The 15659-nt window shown below is 61.3% G+C and carries 14 protein-coding genes; 12 read left to right on the top strand and 2 right to left on the bottom strand.

Going from position 1 to position 15659, the window contains the following annotated elements:
• Positions 1–230 precede the first annotated feature (230 nt).
• The 5 genes from ABIE49_RS31930 to ABIE49_RS31950 all read left to right on the top strand — a co-directional run bounded on the left by ABIE49_RS31930 (position 231) and on the right by ABIE49_RS31950 (position 7793).
• Positions 231–908, top strand: a complete 678-nt coding sequence (locus ABIE49_RS31930; protein ID WP_192735003.1) for a YoaK family protein — start codon at positions 231–233, stop codon at positions 906–908.
• Complete coding sequence (locus tag ABIE49_RS31935; protein WP_192735233.1) at positions 905–2635, top strand: SulP family inorganic anion transporter; 1731 nt, start codon at positions 905–907, stop codon at positions 2633–2635. The genes ABIE49_RS31930 and ABIE49_RS31935 overlap by 4 nt, the downstream gene beginning before the upstream one ends.
• 218 nt (positions 2636–2853) lie before the next feature.
• Positions 2854–5607, top strand: a complete 2754-nt coding sequence (locus tag ABIE49_RS31940; RefSeq protein WP_192735002.1) for a decarboxylase — start codon at positions 2854–2856, stop codon at positions 5605–5607.
• 15 nt (positions 5608–5622) lie between these two features.
• Positions 5623–7323 carry an aspartate:alanine exchanger family transporter gene (locus ABIE49_RS31945; RefSeq protein ID WP_192735001.1) on the top strand — a complete coding sequence of 567 codons (1701 nt, stop codon included), beginning with the start codon at positions 5623–5625 and terminating at the stop codon, positions 7321–7323.
• A 35-nt stretch (positions 7324–7358) separates the two neighbouring features.
• Positions 7359–7793 (top strand): hypothetical protein, encoded by a 435-nt coding sequence (locus ABIE49_RS31950; RefSeq protein ID WP_192735000.1) that lies wholly within the window; start codon positions 7359–7361, stop codon positions 7791–7793.
• 57 nt (positions 7794–7850) lie between these two features.
• Here the strand turns inward: ABIE49_RS31950 and ppk2 are convergent, their stop codons facing one another.
• Entirely contained in the window at positions 7851–8651 is an 801-nt protein-coding gene (ppk2, locus tag ABIE49_RS31955) for a polyphosphate kinase 2 (RefSeq protein WP_192734999.1), read from the bottom strand.
• 38 nt (positions 8652–8689) lie between these two features.
• Complete coding sequence (locus ABIE49_RS31960; protein ID WP_192734998.1) at positions 8690–9145, bottom strand: hypothetical protein; 456 nt, start codon at positions 9143–9145, stop codon at positions 8690–8692.
• Between the two features lie 231 nt (positions 9146–9376).
• Here ABIE49_RS31960 and ABIE49_RS31965 point away from each other — a divergent pair, with 231 nt between their 5' ends.
• The 7 genes from ABIE49_RS31965 to ABIE49_RS31995 all read left to right on the top strand — a co-directional run bounded on the left by ABIE49_RS31965 (position 9377) and on the right by ABIE49_RS31995 (position 15652).
• Positions 9377–9796 (top strand): hypothetical protein, encoded by a 420-nt coding sequence (locus ABIE49_RS31965; protein ID WP_192734997.1) that lies wholly within the window; start codon positions 9377–9379, stop codon positions 9794–9796.
• A 128-nt stretch (positions 9797–9924) separates the two neighbouring features.
• Complete coding sequence (locus ABIE49_RS31970) at positions 9925–11823, top strand: sensor histidine kinase (protein WP_192734996.1); 1899 nt, start codon at positions 9925–9927, stop codon at positions 11821–11823.
• 101 nt (positions 11824–11924) lie between these two features.
• Positions 11925–13586, top strand: coding sequence for a DUF3300 domain-containing protein (locus ABIE49_RS31975; protein WP_192734995.1), 1662 nt, complete (start codon positions 11925–11927; stop codon positions 13584–13586).
• Positions 13583–14509, top strand: coding sequence for a DUF2950 domain-containing protein (locus ABIE49_RS31980; RefSeq protein WP_192734994.1), 927 nt, complete (start codon positions 13583–13585; stop codon positions 14507–14509). Before ABIE49_RS31975 ends, ABIE49_RS31980 begins: the two co-directional genes overlap by 4 nt.
• A 19-nt stretch (positions 14510–14528) precedes the next feature.
• Positions 14529–14960 carry a hypothetical protein gene (locus tag ABIE49_RS31985; RefSeq protein ID WP_192734993.1) on the top strand — a complete coding sequence of 144 codons (432 nt, stop codon included), beginning with the start codon at positions 14529–14531 and terminating at the stop codon, positions 14958–14960.
• A gap of 160 nt (positions 14961–15120) precedes the next feature.
• Entirely contained in the window at positions 15121–15303 is a 183-nt protein-coding gene (napE, locus tag ABIE49_RS31990) for a periplasmic nitrate reductase, NapE protein (RefSeq protein ID WP_192734992.1), read from the top strand.
• Between the two features lie 25 nt (positions 15304–15328).
• Positions 15329–15652, top strand: coding sequence for a chaperone NapD (locus ABIE49_RS31995; protein ID WP_192734991.1), 324 nt, complete (start codon positions 15329–15331; stop codon positions 15650–15652).
• The last annotated feature ends 7 nt before the right edge of the window (positions 15653–15659 follow it).

A 15659-nucleotide genomic window follows, 5' to 3' on the forward strand; every position in this document is an offset into this window, starting at 1 on the left:
CGTCGATACGCGCAAGGAGAAGAACGCGAGTCCCCGCCGGCGGCAGAGAGCTTTCCGGAGCGGTGATCCTGCTGACATTGGCCATGCTCGCCTTCCCGGGCACACGGTTCGATGGCGTACCGAGTTGATTGCCAGGAACTCCCGGAAGGCTTGATCCAGATCAAGCCCCGTCCGGGTTGAGACGTTGCCTATCAAGCCGAGCCGGACCCGCGACAAGCCCGCGTATTGACATGACTTCAATGGATATCGCCGCCAGTCCGCCGATACGCCGCGACGAAACGGTGCAGGTCGCGCTGCTGCTGGCCTTCGCCGGCGGCTATCTCGACGCCTACACGTGGATCATCCACGGCGTGATGGCCAACGCGCAGACGGCGAACCTGGTCCTGCTCTGGGTCTATGGCACGGCGGGCGAATGGGCGCGGGCGCTTGACTTTGTTCCTCCCATGCTGGCATTCGCGGTGGGTATCGTGATGGCCGCATTTCTGCGCAGCGCGACAGGAGAGCGTGCCAGTGCGATCAGCACGCTCATCGAGATTGTGCTGCTCATCACGGTCGGCATCCTGCACAATCGCTTGCCGGATCTGGCGGGCACGCTTGGCATTTCGTTCGTTGCCGCCATGCAAGCGGCGATCTTCACCAAGGTCGAAGGCGTGATCTACAGCTCGGTGATGATAACAGGCAATCTACGCCAGGCGATCGAGGGACTGTTCACCGTGGTCTCCGGACAATTCGGCTCGCTTCGCCGCCCCGGTATTTTCGCCGCGCTGTGCGTGGCCTTCGGCGTAGGGGCGGCGGTTGGCGCCTACGCAACGAAGTTCATCCCGGACCTCGCGCTCGGCTTGCCCGTGGTGGCGCTGCTGATCGTTTTGTTGCGCTGCGAGACACGCCCCAACGAGGAGCGTCCATGAAATCACGCTCGTCTCAGCGAACGGGCTGGGTACGGATTTTTCCTCCGTCGATCTGGCTTGCCGAGTATCAGCCGTCCTGGCTGCGCCATGATGCGATCGCCGGTGTGACGCTCGCCGCCTATGCGATCCCGGTGTCATTGGCCTATGCAGGCCTGGCCGGGTTGCCGCCGCAGGTCGGCATCTACGGCTATATGCTCGGCGGCATCGGCTATGCGCTGCTCGGTTCGTCGCGCCAGCTCGCGGTCGGCCCGACCTCCGCGATCTCGCTGATGATTGCCGGCACCGCTGGGTCCCTGGCTGGAGGCGACGCGGTTCGATTCGCGCAGATCGCCAGCCTTGCAGCCTGCGCTGTGGCGCTGCTTTGCCTGATTGCCTGGCTTTTCAAACTCAGCATTCTCGTCCGCCTGGTCAGCGACAGTATCCTTGTCGGCTTCAAGGCAGGGGCTGGACTGACAATCATCATGAGTCAGTTGCCGAGCCTGTTCGGCGTGGCCGGCGGAGGCCACAACTTCTTCGACCGGGCCATCCGGCTTGCAGGTCAAGTCGGCGACAGCAATCTGCTCGTATTGGCAATTGGGGTTGCTGCAATCCTGCTCCTGCTCCTTGGCGGCCGGTTTCTGCCGGGCAGGCCGGTCGGATTGACCGTGGTGGCACTGTCAATTTTCCTGGCAACCTTGTTCGGTCTTCCGTCACTGGGCATACAAGTTACCGGCAGCATTCCGGAAGGACTGCCGGCTTTCCAGGTGCCGACTTTCGGGATGCTCGAATTCCAGGAGCTATTTCCATTAGCGGCCGGGTGTCTGCTGCTGGCCTACATAGAAGGTGTCTCGGCGGCCCGGAGTTTTGCAGCGAAGCATGGATACAGCCTCGATGTGCGGCAGGAATTCCTGGGCCTGGGCGCCGCTAACCTCGCAGTCGCGTTTGGCCATGGCTATCCCGTCGCCGGCGGGTTGTCGCAATCCGCCGTCAACGACTCGGGAGGAGCGCGCACGCCGCTGGCACTGGTGGTTTGCTCGTTTGCCCTTGCGCTTTGCCTGCTGTTCTTTACGGGATTGCTGACCAATCTTCCCAAAGCAGTGTTGGCCGGCATTGTCCTGGTTGCCGTTTACAAGCTGGTCGACGTCCGCGCGCTGATCTGGATGTGGAGGGTCAGCCGGATTGACTTCTACGCCGCGGCGATCGCGCTGGTCTCCGTGCTGCTGCTCGGAATCCTGCAAGGCGTGCTGCTTGCCGCCCTTGCATCCATCTTCCTGCTGCTTGCCCGTGCGTCGCGGCCCAACATCGCGTTTCTCGGGCGGCTTCCCGGAACCGGTCGCTATTCCGACAGCGCCAGGCACGAAGGCGTGGAGCCGCTGGTCGGTGTTATCGCTTTCCGGCCCGAAGCCTCGCTGCTCTACATCAATGCCGAGATGATACTGGATACGGTTGTGACGGCGTTCCGAAAATCGCCTGACGTCAGGCTGGTTGCCTGCGATCTCTCGGCGTCCCCCTATATCGATCTGGCCGGGGCGCGCATGTTGCTTGACCTCCATGACGAGCTGGCATCGCGTCATGTGACGTTCTGCATCGTAGGCGCCCATGCGCAGCTGCGCGATCTGTTACGGGCGGAAGGGTTGGCGGACAAAACGGATAGCCGCGCATGGCTCCGGACGCTCGACAGCGTGCTGGAAGAGAGCAAGGCCAGGGAAGGATCCGATCTCCCTTTGGAACGACCGGCTGCCCCGTGAACAACTGACGGGTTGCACGCCGATCCAGGTGACGCGGCGCTGATACCACGAAGCCACAACCTGACATCCCTCACGCTCTTCGCGTTGCGAAGCGCAGCATTAGCGGCTTGACGAGTGTGTCTTGGGAGCAAGCGACCCTTGACTTGGATCAAAGGAGTGAGCGGGCAGGGGGCCACGGTCCCAGCAGCCATCACCCCTGCAAGGATCGGGAGATATATATGTCGAAGGACACCAAGCCCGCACAGAAGCGCATCGATCAGTTCCTTTCCGGGCCCGGTGGACGGGCGGACGACTGGCGTGATCTGGTCGAAGGCGCCAAAGTGTGGGCTCGAGGCGGGGATCGCGCGACCTACGATGCCGCGCTGGCCGTTCTGTCGGTGACGGAAGAGTTTCACGGTTATCCCGGCCTACGACTGATGGCTGCGTTGCGGGAGGCCGCTTCGGCCGGGGATGCGGCGGCCTCGCTTGCCCTGGCGACACGGATCATGCAGGCACTGACGACGAGGTCGTTCCGTCAGCACGCCGGCGACTGGAATCCGAAAGATGACGGCAACGGGGAGGATCCCGACCTGGTGCCGACGGCATTCGTGCAGCAAGCCGGGCGCCGTCCCTATTTCGAAACATTGATTGTCACCGGACTCTCGACCAGCGACTGGCCGGCACTTGCGACCGAGTGGCGCAAGCTGCGTCGTTCAGTCGATGCGTTCATCTATGAGCCGGTCATCGTCGGCAGCCTGGAAGATGCCTTCTGCGCCGTGATGTTGAACCCGAACATCGCGTCCGTGGTCATCAATGAAGGCTTTGCCCTTCGTTCGCGCCATGACGCGTCCGTGCTCCGCCCCATGATGACTGCCGCCGGCCTCAACGAAGAGTCGGATGCATCAGCGCTGCGGCTCGCCCATATCGTCAACCGGGTGCGACCCGAGCTTGACCTGTACCTGATGTCCAATCGCGATGTCGAGCAGATGGCTGGAAGTCCCGACGCCAACGTGTTCCGGCGAATCTTCTATTCGATCGAGGAACTTTTGGAGCTCCATCTGTCGATCCTGGAAGGAATCCAGGATCGCTTCGACACCCCGTTCTTCGACAATCTCAAGAAATATGCGCAGCGCCCGATCGGGACGTTCCATGCGTTGCCGATCGCGCGCGGCAAGTCCGTCTTCAGATCGGACTGGATCCGGGACATGGGCGAGTTCTATGGACTGAACCTGTTCCTGGCCGAGAGCAGCGCGACCACGGGCGGTCTCGATAGCCTGCTGGAGCCGACCGGCAACATCAAGAAGGCGCAGGACAAGGCGGCCCGCGCGCTCGGCGCAGATCGCGTCTTCTTCGTGACCAACGGCACCTCGACGTCGAACAAGATGGCCGTTCAGGCGCTGCTTGGGCCGGGCGACATCGCAATCGTCGATCGCAACTGCCACAAGTCGCACCACTACGGCATGGTGCTCGCAGGGGCGCAGCCGCTCTATGTCGAAGCTTTCCCGATGACGGAGTATTCGATGTATGGCGCGGTGCCGCTGAACACCATCAAGCACGCGTTGCTGAATGCCAAGGCCGACGGCCGGCTCGATCGGGTCAAGATGCTTGATCTGACCAACTGCACCTTCGACGGCCACATCTACAACACCCGCCGGGTAATGGAGGAATGCCTTGCGATCAAACCGGACCTGATCTTCCTGTGGGATGAGGCCTGGTTCGGCTTTGCGCGGTTTTCGCCGTTCCTGAGGCGGCGCACTGCGATGGGGGCCGCCAACGAGATCGAGGCATGGATGCATGACCCGAAATCGGTCACGGCTTACGAAAAGCAGCAGTCCGAACTTGGCAAGAATCCGTCGAACGAAGTGCTGCTCAAGACCCGGCTCATCCCCGATCCGCGGCAGATCCGGCTACGCGTCTACCAGACCAATTCGACGCACAAGTCGATGTCCGCGATCCGGCAGGGCTCGATGCTTTCGGTCAAGGACGTCGAATTCCATACCGTCGAGCAGCAGTTCAAGGAGGCGGTATTCACCCATGCCTCGACCAGTCCAAACCAGCAGCTCATCGCAAGTCTCGACGTCTCAAGACGCCAGATGGAGCTCGAGGGTTATGGGCTCGTGGCCAATGCGATCGAGATCGCGATCGCCATTCGCCGGGCGGTCAACACCAATCCGCTGATCTCGAAGTATTTCCGGATTCTCGGTGCGGACGCCATGGTGCCCGCGCAATACCGGCAAAGCGGCTTCAAAGACTATCTGGACCCAAGCGCGAACTGGGCAACCGCCCTGAAGAGCCTGGATGACGACGAGTTCTGCCTCGATCCGACCCGCATGACTCTGGTCTGTGGCATGGCGGGATTCGACGGGACGCAATTCAAGGGCATTCTGGCGAGCGAGTACAACATCCAGATCAACAAGACTTCCCGCAACTCGGTTCTGCTGCAGTCCAACATCAACAACACGCGCAGCGACGTGGCCCACCTCGTGCGGGTGCTGGCGGAGATCGCCGGTGAAGTGGACCGCGGCCTGACGCAGGGCGGCGCCAATGCGAAGAAGACGTTCGAGGCGCGGGTGAAGAGCCTGATGACCGATGTGCCCGACCTGCCGAACTTCTCGCATTTCCATCCAAGCTTCCGTGGCGATGCGGGCGCCAAGACCAACGAGGGCGACATCCGCAGCGGCTTCTATGCGGCGTATGACGCCCCAGGCTGCGAATACATCCGTCTGGGCGACGCCGAGATCGACCGCCGCCTGAAGGCAGGTCCCGATCTCGTCTCGGCTAGTTTCGTGATCCCGTATCCGCCGGGCTTCCCGATCATGGTGCCGGGCCAGGTCATCACCCAGGAAACCATCGACTTCATGCGCAAGCTCGATGTGAAGGAAATCCACGGCTACGACGCCAAGGAAGGCTTGAAGCTGGTGCGCACCGAAGCCCTGGCGAAGATCGGCAGGCCGAAACCGGGCGCCGCACCGAAACTGAAAGCTGCGTCATAACAAGGGACGACGACCATGCAGGGCTTTTTCACATTCCTGCAGCAGAATCCTTATCTGCTGCTGTTCTTTGTTGTCGGCCTCGCCGTCTGGATCGGGCGCGCCAACATCAAGGGTTATGGCCTTGGCATGGTTGCCGGCGCCATCGTGGTTGGTGCGGCGCTGTCGGTGACGGCGTCGCTATATGGTGTGAAGCTGGAGCTGAACAATTTTGCCAAGAGCCTGTTCTATTACCTGTTCATGTATGGCGTCGGCCTGCGCGTCGGGCCGTCCTTCGTCAACAGCCTGAGGGGAGACGGTCTCAAGTTTTGCATTCTCGCAGTGGTGTCGAGCGTGCTCGGGCTTGCGCTTGTCGTCCTCGGTGCAAAGTTGTTCGCGCTGCCGCCCGGCGCGGCCGGCGGCATGCTTGCGGGTTCACAGACCATGTCCGCCGCGATCGGCTCGGCGGAGCAGGCCATCACATCGGGCGTCGTCAAGCTGCCGGCGGGCGTGAAGCCCGAGGACGCCACCGGCATGATCGCGCTGTCCTACGGTATCACCTATATCTGGGGCACCGTCGGTATCATTCTGATCTGCAAATATTTGCCGCGCTGGTGGGGCGTCGATGCCAAGGCGGCGGCGAGGCAGTATGAAGCCGAGTTCGGCGTCAGGGATCTCGAAGGCGGCGGCCTGACCGGGTTCCGGCAGTTTGGTCTTCGTGCCTACAGGCTGGAAAATCAGGCTCAGGTCGGCATGAGTATTGCCAAGTTTCGCGTCAGCAATCCGGAATATCGTATCGTCAATGTGTCCCGCGGCGGCGAACAGCTCGGCGCCGATCCCGGTCTTGTGCTCAGGAAAGGCGATATCGTCGCGCTTGGTGGTGCGACCGGACACCTGACCGAGAAGATGGGGCTGATCGGCCCGGAGGTTGCCGACGCCAAGACGCTCGGCATTCCCCTGGACCAGGCCGAAATCCTCGTCACCAACAAAGATGTCGTCGGGCGCACGTTCGAATCGTTCCGCAGCGAAGCCTTGGCTGGTCAGCTTCAGGTCACCAAGGTCGAGCGCGGTGGCGTACCGATTCCCGCGGGTCTCAAGACCGAACTGGAGCGGATGGACATCGTTTCGGTCGTCGGCTTGAAATCCGCCGTCAATGAACTCGCGGAAATGTGGGGCCGCGTTGCCAGAACCAATACGGCTACTGACCTCCTTACACTCGCCGCAGGCATGATTTTGGGACTACTGATCGGAATGATTTCGTTTCCGGCGTTCGGCGCCTCCATCGGCCTCGGAAACGCCGGCGGCCTGCTTCTGTCCGGTGTGATCGTGTCGTCCGTCGTCTCGCGGCTGCGTTTCTTCGGCAACACGCCGAACGCCGCACGCAACGTGCTGGAGGATCTCGGCCTCGTCGTCTTCGTCGCCATCGTCGGCGTCAATGCCGGGGCTGGACTGCTGGCGCAACTGACCGGGGCGCTCGCACTGAAGATCTTCATCGTCGGGTTCATCGCCTGCACGATCCCGCCGTTCATCGTCTGGGCGATCGGTTATCACGTCTTCAAGATCAACCCGGCCGTACTGATGGGCGGCGTTGCCGGTGCGCGCTCGCACTCCGGCCCTTGCCGCGAAGCCGCCGTGGAAATCCAGAGCAGCGTGCCCTGGATCGGGTTCCCGGTCGCCTACGCCGTGTCTGGAATATTGCTCACCGTGTTTGGATATTTCGCGATGCTCCTGGCCCAATAGTGCGTGTTGCACTGCGTCTCACGAGAGGAAGAAACATGAGAAGGTTTAGCCCCAGCGTTGCCTTGATTGCCCTTGCCGTCGGCGTGGCAGGTCTCAGTACTTCATCGCGGGCCGAGACCGGCCAGGTCGCCGTCGTCTTCACCAAGGGCGGGTTCATCGTTGGGGTGGGTGGCGGCGAGGGCGTGCTGGTTCTCCGCGGCAAGCGATATCCGTTCACCGTATCGGGCATGAGCGTCGGCTTCACGATCGGGGCCTCGACCACCAAGTTTGTCGGTCGGGCGCTCAATCTGAAAGGACCAGCTTCGATCGAAGGCACCTATGGCACCGTCGGAGCGGGTGGGGCCGTTGCGGCCGGCGCGGGAGGAGTTCAACTGCAGAATGCCAACGGCGTGATCTTGCAGCTCAGTGGCCCGAGGGTCGGCGCTGAAGTGTCGGCGGCGGTCGGCGGGGTGACGATACGCTTGAAATAGTTTTTCGAGAATAGAAATTAAAGCGATCGGGCTGCGCGATGGCGTGGCCCGATCCGTTCAGTACCGTTCCGCAACGAACTTCATCCCCCGCAGCCCGGTCTGGTCGTTATAGCGCCCCTTGTCGGAACGCTTCGGCAGCTCGACCTTGGCTCTTTTCACGCGCTTGTGCGGGATCATTTTCAGCAGATGCGCGATGCAGTTCAGGCGTGCCCGGCGCTTGTCATTGGAGCGAATGATGTACCAAGGCGCGTGTTTGGTGCTGGTTGCCTTGAGCATCAGATCTCGCGCCCGCGAATAATCGTACCATCGCTGGTACGATTCCGTATCCATCGGGCTCAGCTTCCATTGCCGTAGCGGATCATCGATGCGGGCCCTGAATCGGCGCTCCTGTTCGTCCATTCCGACCTCGAGCCAGAGCTTGATCAGGATGATGCCGCCTTCGATGACGTATTTCTCCATCTGAGGACACAGCGAAAGGAACCGCTTGTGCTCTGCCGGCGTGCAGAAACCCATCACATATTCGACGCCGGCGCGATTGTACCAGCTACGGTCGAAGATGACGATCTCGCCCGCCGCCGGAAAATGCTGCATGTAGCGCTGCAGGAACAGTTGCGTTTTCTCACGGTCCGACGGGGCGGGCAGGGCGACCACCCGAAACACGCGAGGACTAACCTTTTCGGTGATCGCCTTGATCGTGCCGCCCTTGCCGGCGGCATCCCGGCCTTCGAACAGGACGATGACACGAAGATTGTTCGCCTTTACCCATTCCTGGAGATGGCAAAGTTCGACCTGGAGCTTTCCCAGCTCTTTCTCATAGGCCTTGCGTTTCATCCCCGCGGTGGGCGCCTTGGCTGACATACCATTCTGCCGTCAGAAAAGATTTGTCCGAGTTATCCTCAGTCGCCCCAGGCTATGGTGATGCCGATGTCGCCCGGCACACCTCCCGGGTAGTCAATGATCTGGTAGCTGATGCGATAGCCGCGCGGTTGCAGGTAGTCGGTCCAGAGTTGGAATATTTCTTTTGGAATCCCCGTCAACGTGTTCTCCCAACCCCGTTCCTGCTGATTGATCGCGCGCCCCTTGTCGGTGCACAGCGAGTTGGGGAACCGATACACCTGTACTTCCGTCAGTCCGTTTCGCACCGCCCGCTGGATGATGGTCGAAGCAAGCTGAACCTTCTCTTCCTCTGATTTGCCTGACGGTCGGGCAAGCCGCTCGATCAGGGCCCGCTTCTCGGCTTCGGCCGCAGCTGCGAGTCGCGCGTATTGCTCTGCCTTTTCGGCCTCCTTGAGGGCGGCTTCCTGCTGGATCTTCTTCGCACTGGGAATGAGATCATCGATGTTGCGGGACATGGCCGAGGGCTCCTGAACGGCGATCTTGGATCAGCGCTCCGACAAGGCTAGGCGGCGTCGACATCGTTTCCTTGATTCAAATCAAGCAAATCGGCAGGCGGCATACGCACGGTGAAGGGGAATATCTGCCGCCTGGGTTGTTTCGAAGAGAGAAAGTTGAACGCGCAGCTTCATCTGACGGGCAAGCATCATCTGCCCTTCGATTGAGCGGCCACTGATTGGGGGAAACCGATGGCTGCACTTCGAAAGCTCATGCTTGCTACGGCGATCACGGTTGGCGCCGGCTTATTGTCGCCGCAGGAGGTGAAGGCGTTTGAACTCACCGGCGCATGGGCTACGAGTGCAGAGCAATGCAGAAAAGTGTTTGCCCGGAAAGGTCGCGCGAACCAGGTCACCTTTACGAACTTTTCCGGCGTCTACGGCGGCGGCTTCATCGCCGAGGCCAATCGCCTGAGGGGGAAGTTCGAGAACTGCTCGATCAAGTCGAAGAAGGAAACCGGTCAAAACGTCAATATGGTCGTCGCTTGTGCCTCGGGCATCATGCTTTCAAACGTCCAGTTTTTCCTGAAGATACTCGATGAAAACACCATCTCCCGGGAGTTTCCGGGGATGGACGAAATGGAAGTAAAATATCACCGCTGTCAGATCTAGGGTGTAACATCCCGATCACGACGCGTTGCTGAAGGCAGCGTTTCCACTCGGGTGAGACCGCCCGCTGCGGTATGATTCGTGCTCGAATTGTGCTCGAATGCACCGCTCGGACGACCGGGGGTAACAGCATGAGCGGACACCTCCAGATCGGAGCGATCTGGCCAGTCGTGGCCGTTCGTCTCTGCGTCTGTCTGTCGATTCTGGCTGCGATGTTGCCGGGTTCGGCTAGCAGTGCGCCGCACGGAGAACCCAAGCGCGTCCTGATGTTGCATTCCTTCGGACGCGACTTTCGGCCTTGGAGCGCTTATGCCCTGAGCATCAAGGCGGCGCTCGAGCAACAATCGCCATGGCCGCTGGACATCCAGGAGCACAATTTGCTGACGGCACGGTTTAACAACCCGGGACCGGAGGCACCGTTTGTCGACTATTTGCGGTCGCTGTACGCTGGCCGTCAGCCGGATATCGTGCTGAGCATTGGGGCACCAGCGGCTCTATTTGTCCAGAAATATCGCGGACAGCTTTTCCCTGACGCACCCATGGTGCTGACGGCGATCGAGCAGCGACTGGTTGACCGCTCGCTTCTGACCGACAATGACACGGTCATCGCGGTCTACAACGACTTCTCAGCCTTTTTCGGCAGCATTCTTCAGGTTCTGCCGGACACGCAGACGATTGCCGTCGTCATCGGTGCCTCGCCTCTGGAGAAGTTCTGGCTCGGTGAAGCAAAGCGGGAAGCCAAGCCCTTCGAAAACCGGGTCGCATTCGTCTGGTACGCGGACCTCCCATTTGAGGAAGTTCTGAAGCAGGCAAGGGTGCTCCCGCCGCACACGGTCCTGTTCTGGGGCTTGATGTCGGTCGATGCGGCGGGTGTTGCCCATGAAGGCGATCTCGCTTTGCGTAGCCTCCATGCGGTCGCGAACGCTCCGATCTTCTCCTTCCAGGAAGCGTTTTTCGATGGAGATACCGTTGGTGGTCCGATGCATTCGATCGCTGAATCCAGCCGCCAGACCGCCAGCGCAACGATCCGCATTCTCGGTGGCGAGAAGCCGGGCAATATCAAGGTGCAGCCGATCGGTTTTGCGTCTCCGAAATACGACTGGCGGCAGATGCAACGCTGGGACATCAGCCGAAGCAATTTGCCCCCAGGAAGCGAAGTCCTGTTTCGTGAGCCCAGCATCTGGGAAAAGTATGGTTGGCAGTTGGCGTTGATTGGCGGCGTCATCCTGGTCCAGGGCGTATTGATCAGCGGATTGCTCCATGAGCGCCAGCGCCGCCGTCTTGCCGAAGTCGAATCGCGCCAGCGCATGGCGGAGCTTGCGCACGTCAACCGCTATGCGGCTGTCGGAGAATTGACGACATCTATTGCGCATGAACTGAACCAGCCGCTCGGTTCCATTCTTACCAACACCGAGACGGCAGAATCGATACTCAAGGGCAGTTCGCCGAATCTGGATGAGCTCAGGGAAATTCTCGCTGACATCCGACGTGACGATTTGCGCGCCAGCGAGGTGATACGCCGGCTTCGCGGCGTGCTGAAGAAAACACCGTTCGAAATGATTGAACTCGACGTGAACGAGACGGTGCGGGAAGTCATCGGATTTGTCTCGGCCCTGGCCCATGGGCGCGAAATGCAACTGAGCTATGCCCCAACCTCGGCCGATCTGCGCATCAAGGGCGATCCCGTTCAGCTGCAGCAGGTAATTCTGAATCTGATCATCAACGCGATGGACGCCATATCCGAAGCCGAGCCAAGGAAGCGCGAAATCAGCGTAATCACGAACCTCTCCGGCGCCTCCGCGGAAATCCGGGTTGGCGACACCGGCCCCGGTATCGATGCTGAGAATCTCAAGAAGGTCTTCGACCCGTTTTTCACGACAAAGCCGCAGGGCATGGGCATGGGGCTTGCCATTGTTCGCACCATTGTCGAAGCGCATCACGGCAAGATTTCGGCGGAGAATCTACCGTCAGGTGGCGCGCTGTTCACGATCAAGCTGCCGATCGCGCGCGGCCGATCAATTTCGGCCTGATCCAGCCGGCCGCGCCCCTCTTCTGGATTCCTTGATCTTTATCAAAGAACGACCCGGCCCCGGACCGATGCTTGCGGCGATGGACCTCGAAGGAGGGCGTGATGATCCGCTGCGGCAAGATCCTGATGGCGTTTGCGCTGATGATGGCGATGCCAGTCGCCGTCTCGGGGCAGACGTCCGATAACCCGCCTGCCGCCGGCAGTCCGGCCCAGCCGGCCGGCCAGCCTCAGCCGAGCGCCGAGCTGCTGAAGCCCGCCCAGCTCGAAGCAATAGTGGCGCCGATCGCGCTCTATCCAGACGAACTGCTGGCGAATGTGCTGGCGGCGTCGACCTACCCGCTGGAAGTGGTGCAGGCCGATCGCTGGCTGAAGGAGCGTAAGGCGCTGAAGGGCGATGCCCTGAAAAAGGAAGTCGACAAGCAATCCTGGGATGACAGCGTCAAGGCGCTTGCCAGCACGCCGGACGTGATTTCGATGATGAGCGACAAGGTCGACTGGACCAAGAGTCTTGGCGATGCCGTGCTCGCGCAGCAGCCGGATGTGATGGACGCGATCCAGCGCCTTCGTTCCAAGGCCTACGACAACAAGAAGCTGGTCACCACAAAGCAACAGAAGGTCAGCGTTCAGACACAAGAGAGCAAGCAGGCGATTGTTATCGAGTCAGCCGATCCAAATACGATGTATGTGCCGTACTACGAACCGGCGGCGGTTTACGGGACCTGGCCTTACGCGGAATATCCGCCGTACTATTTTGGCTATCCGTCCTATATCGGCGCGGGCGTCATCGCGACGGGTCTTGCCTTCGGAGCGGCCTGGGCCATCGGCCGCTGGGGCAATTACTGGGGCGGCGGATTCAACTGGGGCAACCGCAATCTCTACGTCAACCACTTCAACAGGACCACCAACATCGGAAACAGCTGGCAGCACAATCCGGCGCATCGCCAGGGCGTGCGGTACAACAACGTCAATGTTCAGCAGCGCTTCGGCAACAACAATCTGAAGGCCGGTGCCGCGAACCGGATGGATTTCCGCGGTCGCGACGGGCAGCAGGTGATTCGACCGGGGCAGGACCGTCCGGGCGGCGGAGATCGTGGCGGGGATCGTGCGGGTGATCGTACTGGCGACCGCGCGGCCTCGCGTGATCGGCCGGGCGGTGATCGCGCCAATCGCCCAAGCACAGCGGATCGCGCCAAGGGTGGCGGCGATCGTGCCAAGGCCGCCAAAAGTGGCGGCGATCGTGCCAAGGCTGCCAACCGTGGCGGCAGCGCCGCTCGCGGCGGGGCAATGAATGTGTCGTCGGGCAGGGCTGCCGCCGCGCAAGCGGCCCGCGGCCGGGCCAGCATGGCGAGCATGGGCCCGCGCGGTGGCGGTGCGAGCTTTGCTGGAGGCGGCGGAGGCGGCTTTGGCGGCAGAGCGGCCATGGGAGGCGGAGGCGGGTTCCGAGGCGGCGGTGGCGGTGGTGGCTTTCGTGGCGGCGGCGGTGGAGGACGGCGCTCCGATATCGCCTTGAAGCACGATGTCGTGCTGCTCGGTCATCTCGCCAACGGTCTCGGCTACTACCGCTTCAGCTATCTCGGCAGCACGAAGCCCTATGTCGGCGTCATCGCGCAGGAAGTGCAGAGCCTGATGCCGGAAGCCGTGACCCGCGGCCGGGACGGCTATCTGCGCGTCTACTATGAACAGCTGGGATTGAAATTCGGCTCCTATACCGACTGGCTTGCCGGCGGCGCAAGGATTCCCACGCCACGGGAGGTCTTGCCATGATCATCCGCAAATCGATCTGTCGAATAACTTTGACGGTCCTCGGCACAATCGCGGCAGTGGCGCTGCTGACTTCGACATCTCAGGCCCAGCAGGCCTATCCCTCGCCGGAGAACGCTGCGGCTGCTTTGGTTGCAGCGGTCAAGACCGGCACCAAGAGCGCCATTCTGAAGGTCCTTGGCAATGCCGGGGCCGACATTGTCGAGTCCGGCGATGATGTTGCGGACGCCGAGATGCGCCAACGTTTTCTGTCGGCCTATGACGCCAGGAATTCCATTCGGACCGAGGGAAACAAGAAAGCCACGCTGATACTGGGCGCAGATGATTTTCCATTCCCGATTCCGTTGGTGAATGGCAGGACCGGGTGGGAGTTCGATACGGCCGCCGGGCGTCGCGAAGTTCTATACCGTCGTATCGGACGCAATGAACTGGACGCGATCCAGACCAGCCTGGCTTTTGTGGATGCGCAGAACGAGTATGCCGAAAAAGATCGCACCGGCGAGGGAGCAGGCGTTTACGCGCAACGTGTCGTCAGTAGCCCCGGCAAGAAGGATGGGCTGTTCTGGCGCGACGACAGCGACCCAAGCCCGCTTGGCGAACTGATGGCGCAAGCCTCTGCCGAGGGATACAAGGCGGAGCAGGCGGAGCCCTATCACGGATACTATTTTCGAATTTTGCGGGGACAGGGGTCGGATGCGCCGGGCGGTGCGTTCAATTACGTCGTCAAGGGCAAAATGATCGGCGGCTTCGCGCTGATCGCATATCCCGCAGAGTATGGAAATTCCGGCGTTATGACCTTCATGGTCAATCATGCCGGTACCGTCTACCAGAAGGACCTTGGAGATCGGACGTTGAGGATCGTCGCGCGCATCATCCTGTTCGATCCGGATCAGACCTGGAAGAAGGTGGATGTGGCGGCCCCTTGAGCGGAGGAAGGTTGGAGCAATGCCGTCTGCAATCCGGGTCGCCGCGATCGCCCTCTTCGCAATTTTCGTTTCGACAACATCATCGTTCGCGCAAGCCTCCGGATATGTCAGGCTCAAGTTCGCCAAAGCAGGTCTGATGCTCGGCGCCGGCGGCGGCAGCGGCGTCCTGAGCTATCGCGGCCGCGACTATCCTTTCAGAGTCTCCGGTCTTAGCCTCGGTGTCACGGCGGGAGGATCTGTCAATCGTCTCGAAGGTTGGGCGTCAGGCATCAAGCAGGTCAGCGATTTCGCCGGTACCTACAGCTCCGTAGGGGCCGGCGGCGCCTTCGTTGGTGGCGCCGGAGGCGTCCAACTCGGGAACGAGAAGGGCGTGGTCCTCGCGCTGCGAGGTCCAAAGGCGGGAATGGAGTTCGCCGCCAACGTCAGCAGGATTGCGATCTCGCTGAAGTGAGACGGCTTTTCGAACAGCTTGGAGACCAACCTCCTGGTGCCTTCAAGACTTCGCGGGTTGCCTTGATCTAGATCAAAGCTAATCACCCCCGGCGCGCCATGCTGGGTGCCGGCAGCGGCCCCGATGCCGCTAATCCTAAAAATCCTGAGTGGGATCACGCATGTCTTTGGCGAGCGATGACACGAGCGGACGTTCGCGCCGCAGGCGCATGGAAATCTTCGCGTTTCTATTTCTGACCGCCGTGCTGATGCCCGCGCTGACCGTCGCCGTTGTCGGCAGTTACGGGCTCGCGGTTTGGATCACTCAGATCGTTACGGGCCCCCCGGGCCCGCCGGATCGATGACTCCCGGGTTTTCGGAGGTAGGTACATGGCCAAGTCTCACTCCGCTGTCGACCGCCGTGCGCTGATGACCGGCCGACTGATCAAGCCGGACCGCGTGATAGCGCCGCCCGGCGGCGAAATCGCCGGCATTCTGGTGCAGGCCCGGCCGGAGCGCCTGGCGGCCGTGGAGGCTGCCATCGTGACCATGGAGGGATGCGAGATCCATGGCCGTGATCCCATAGGCAAGCTCGTCGTCGTGATCGATTCGCCGGAGTCCGGCTCACTCGGGACCACGCTCAACAACATCGCACGGCTGCCCGACGTTTACTCCGCCTCGCTCGTTTTCCACGCGCTCGACGCGACCTCCTGATTGCGGA

This window comes from Bradyrhizobium sp. OAE829, from assembly GCF_040546575.1.
Classification (GTDB): domain Bacteria; phylum Pseudomonadota; class Alphaproteobacteria; order Rhizobiales; family Xanthobacteraceae; genus Bradyrhizobium.

What these genes read in the sequence shown, in the direction of transcription:
- ABIE49_RS31995 (WP_192734991.1), top strand. Translation starts at nt 15,329, where the DNA reads ATGGCCAAGTCTCACTCCGCTGTCGACCGCCGTGCGCTGATGACCGGC.
- napE (WP_192734992.1), top strand. Translation starts at nt 15,121, where the DNA reads ATGTCTTTGGCGAGCGATGACACGAGCGGACGTTCGCGCCGCAGGCGC.
- ABIE49_RS31930 (WP_192735003.1), top strand. Translation starts at nt 231, where the DNA reads ATGACTTCAATGGATATCGCCGCCAGTCCGCCGATACGCCGCGACGAA.
- ppk2 (WP_192734999.1), bottom strand. Translation starts at nt 8,651, where the DNA reads ATGTCAGCCAAGGCGCCCACCGCGGGGATGAAACGCAAGGCCTATGAG.
- ABIE49_RS31935 (WP_192735233.1), top strand. Translation starts at nt 905, where the DNA reads ATGAAATCACGCTCGTCTCAGCGAACGGGCTGGGTACGGATTTTTCCT.
- ABIE49_RS31985 (WP_192734993.1), top strand. Translation starts at nt 14,529, where the DNA reads ATGCCGTCTGCAATCCGGGTCGCCGCGATCGCCCTCTTCGCAATTTTC.
- ABIE49_RS31965 (WP_192734997.1), top strand. Translation starts at nt 9,377, where the DNA reads ATGGCTGCACTTCGAAAGCTCATGCTTGCTACGGCGATCACGGTTGGC.
- ABIE49_RS31975 (WP_192734995.1), top strand. Translation starts at nt 11,925, where the DNA reads ATGATCCGCTGCGGCAAGATCCTGATGGCGTTTGCGCTGATGATGGCG.
- ABIE49_RS31960 (WP_192734998.1), bottom strand. Translation starts at nt 9,145, where the DNA reads ATGTCCCGCAACATCGATGATCTCATTCCCAGTGCGAAGAAGATCCAG.
- ABIE49_RS31980 (WP_192734994.1), top strand. Translation starts at nt 13,583, where the DNA reads ATGATCATCCGCAAATCGATCTGTCGAATAACTTTGACGGTCCTCGGC.
- ABIE49_RS31945 (WP_192735001.1), top strand. Translation starts at nt 5,623, where the DNA reads ATGCAGGGCTTTTTCACATTCCTGCAGCAGAATCCTTATCTGCTGCTG.
- ABIE49_RS31970 (WP_192734996.1), top strand. Translation starts at nt 9,925, where the DNA reads ATGAGCGGACACCTCCAGATCGGAGCGATCTGGCCAGTCGTGGCCGTT.
- ABIE49_RS31950 (WP_192735000.1), top strand. Translation starts at nt 7,359, where the DNA reads ATGAGAAGGTTTAGCCCCAGCGTTGCCTTGATTGCCCTTGCCGTCGGC.
- ABIE49_RS31940 (WP_192735002.1), top strand. Translation starts at nt 2,854, where the DNA reads ATGTCGAAGGACACCAAGCCCGCACAGAAGCGCATCGATCAGTTCCTT.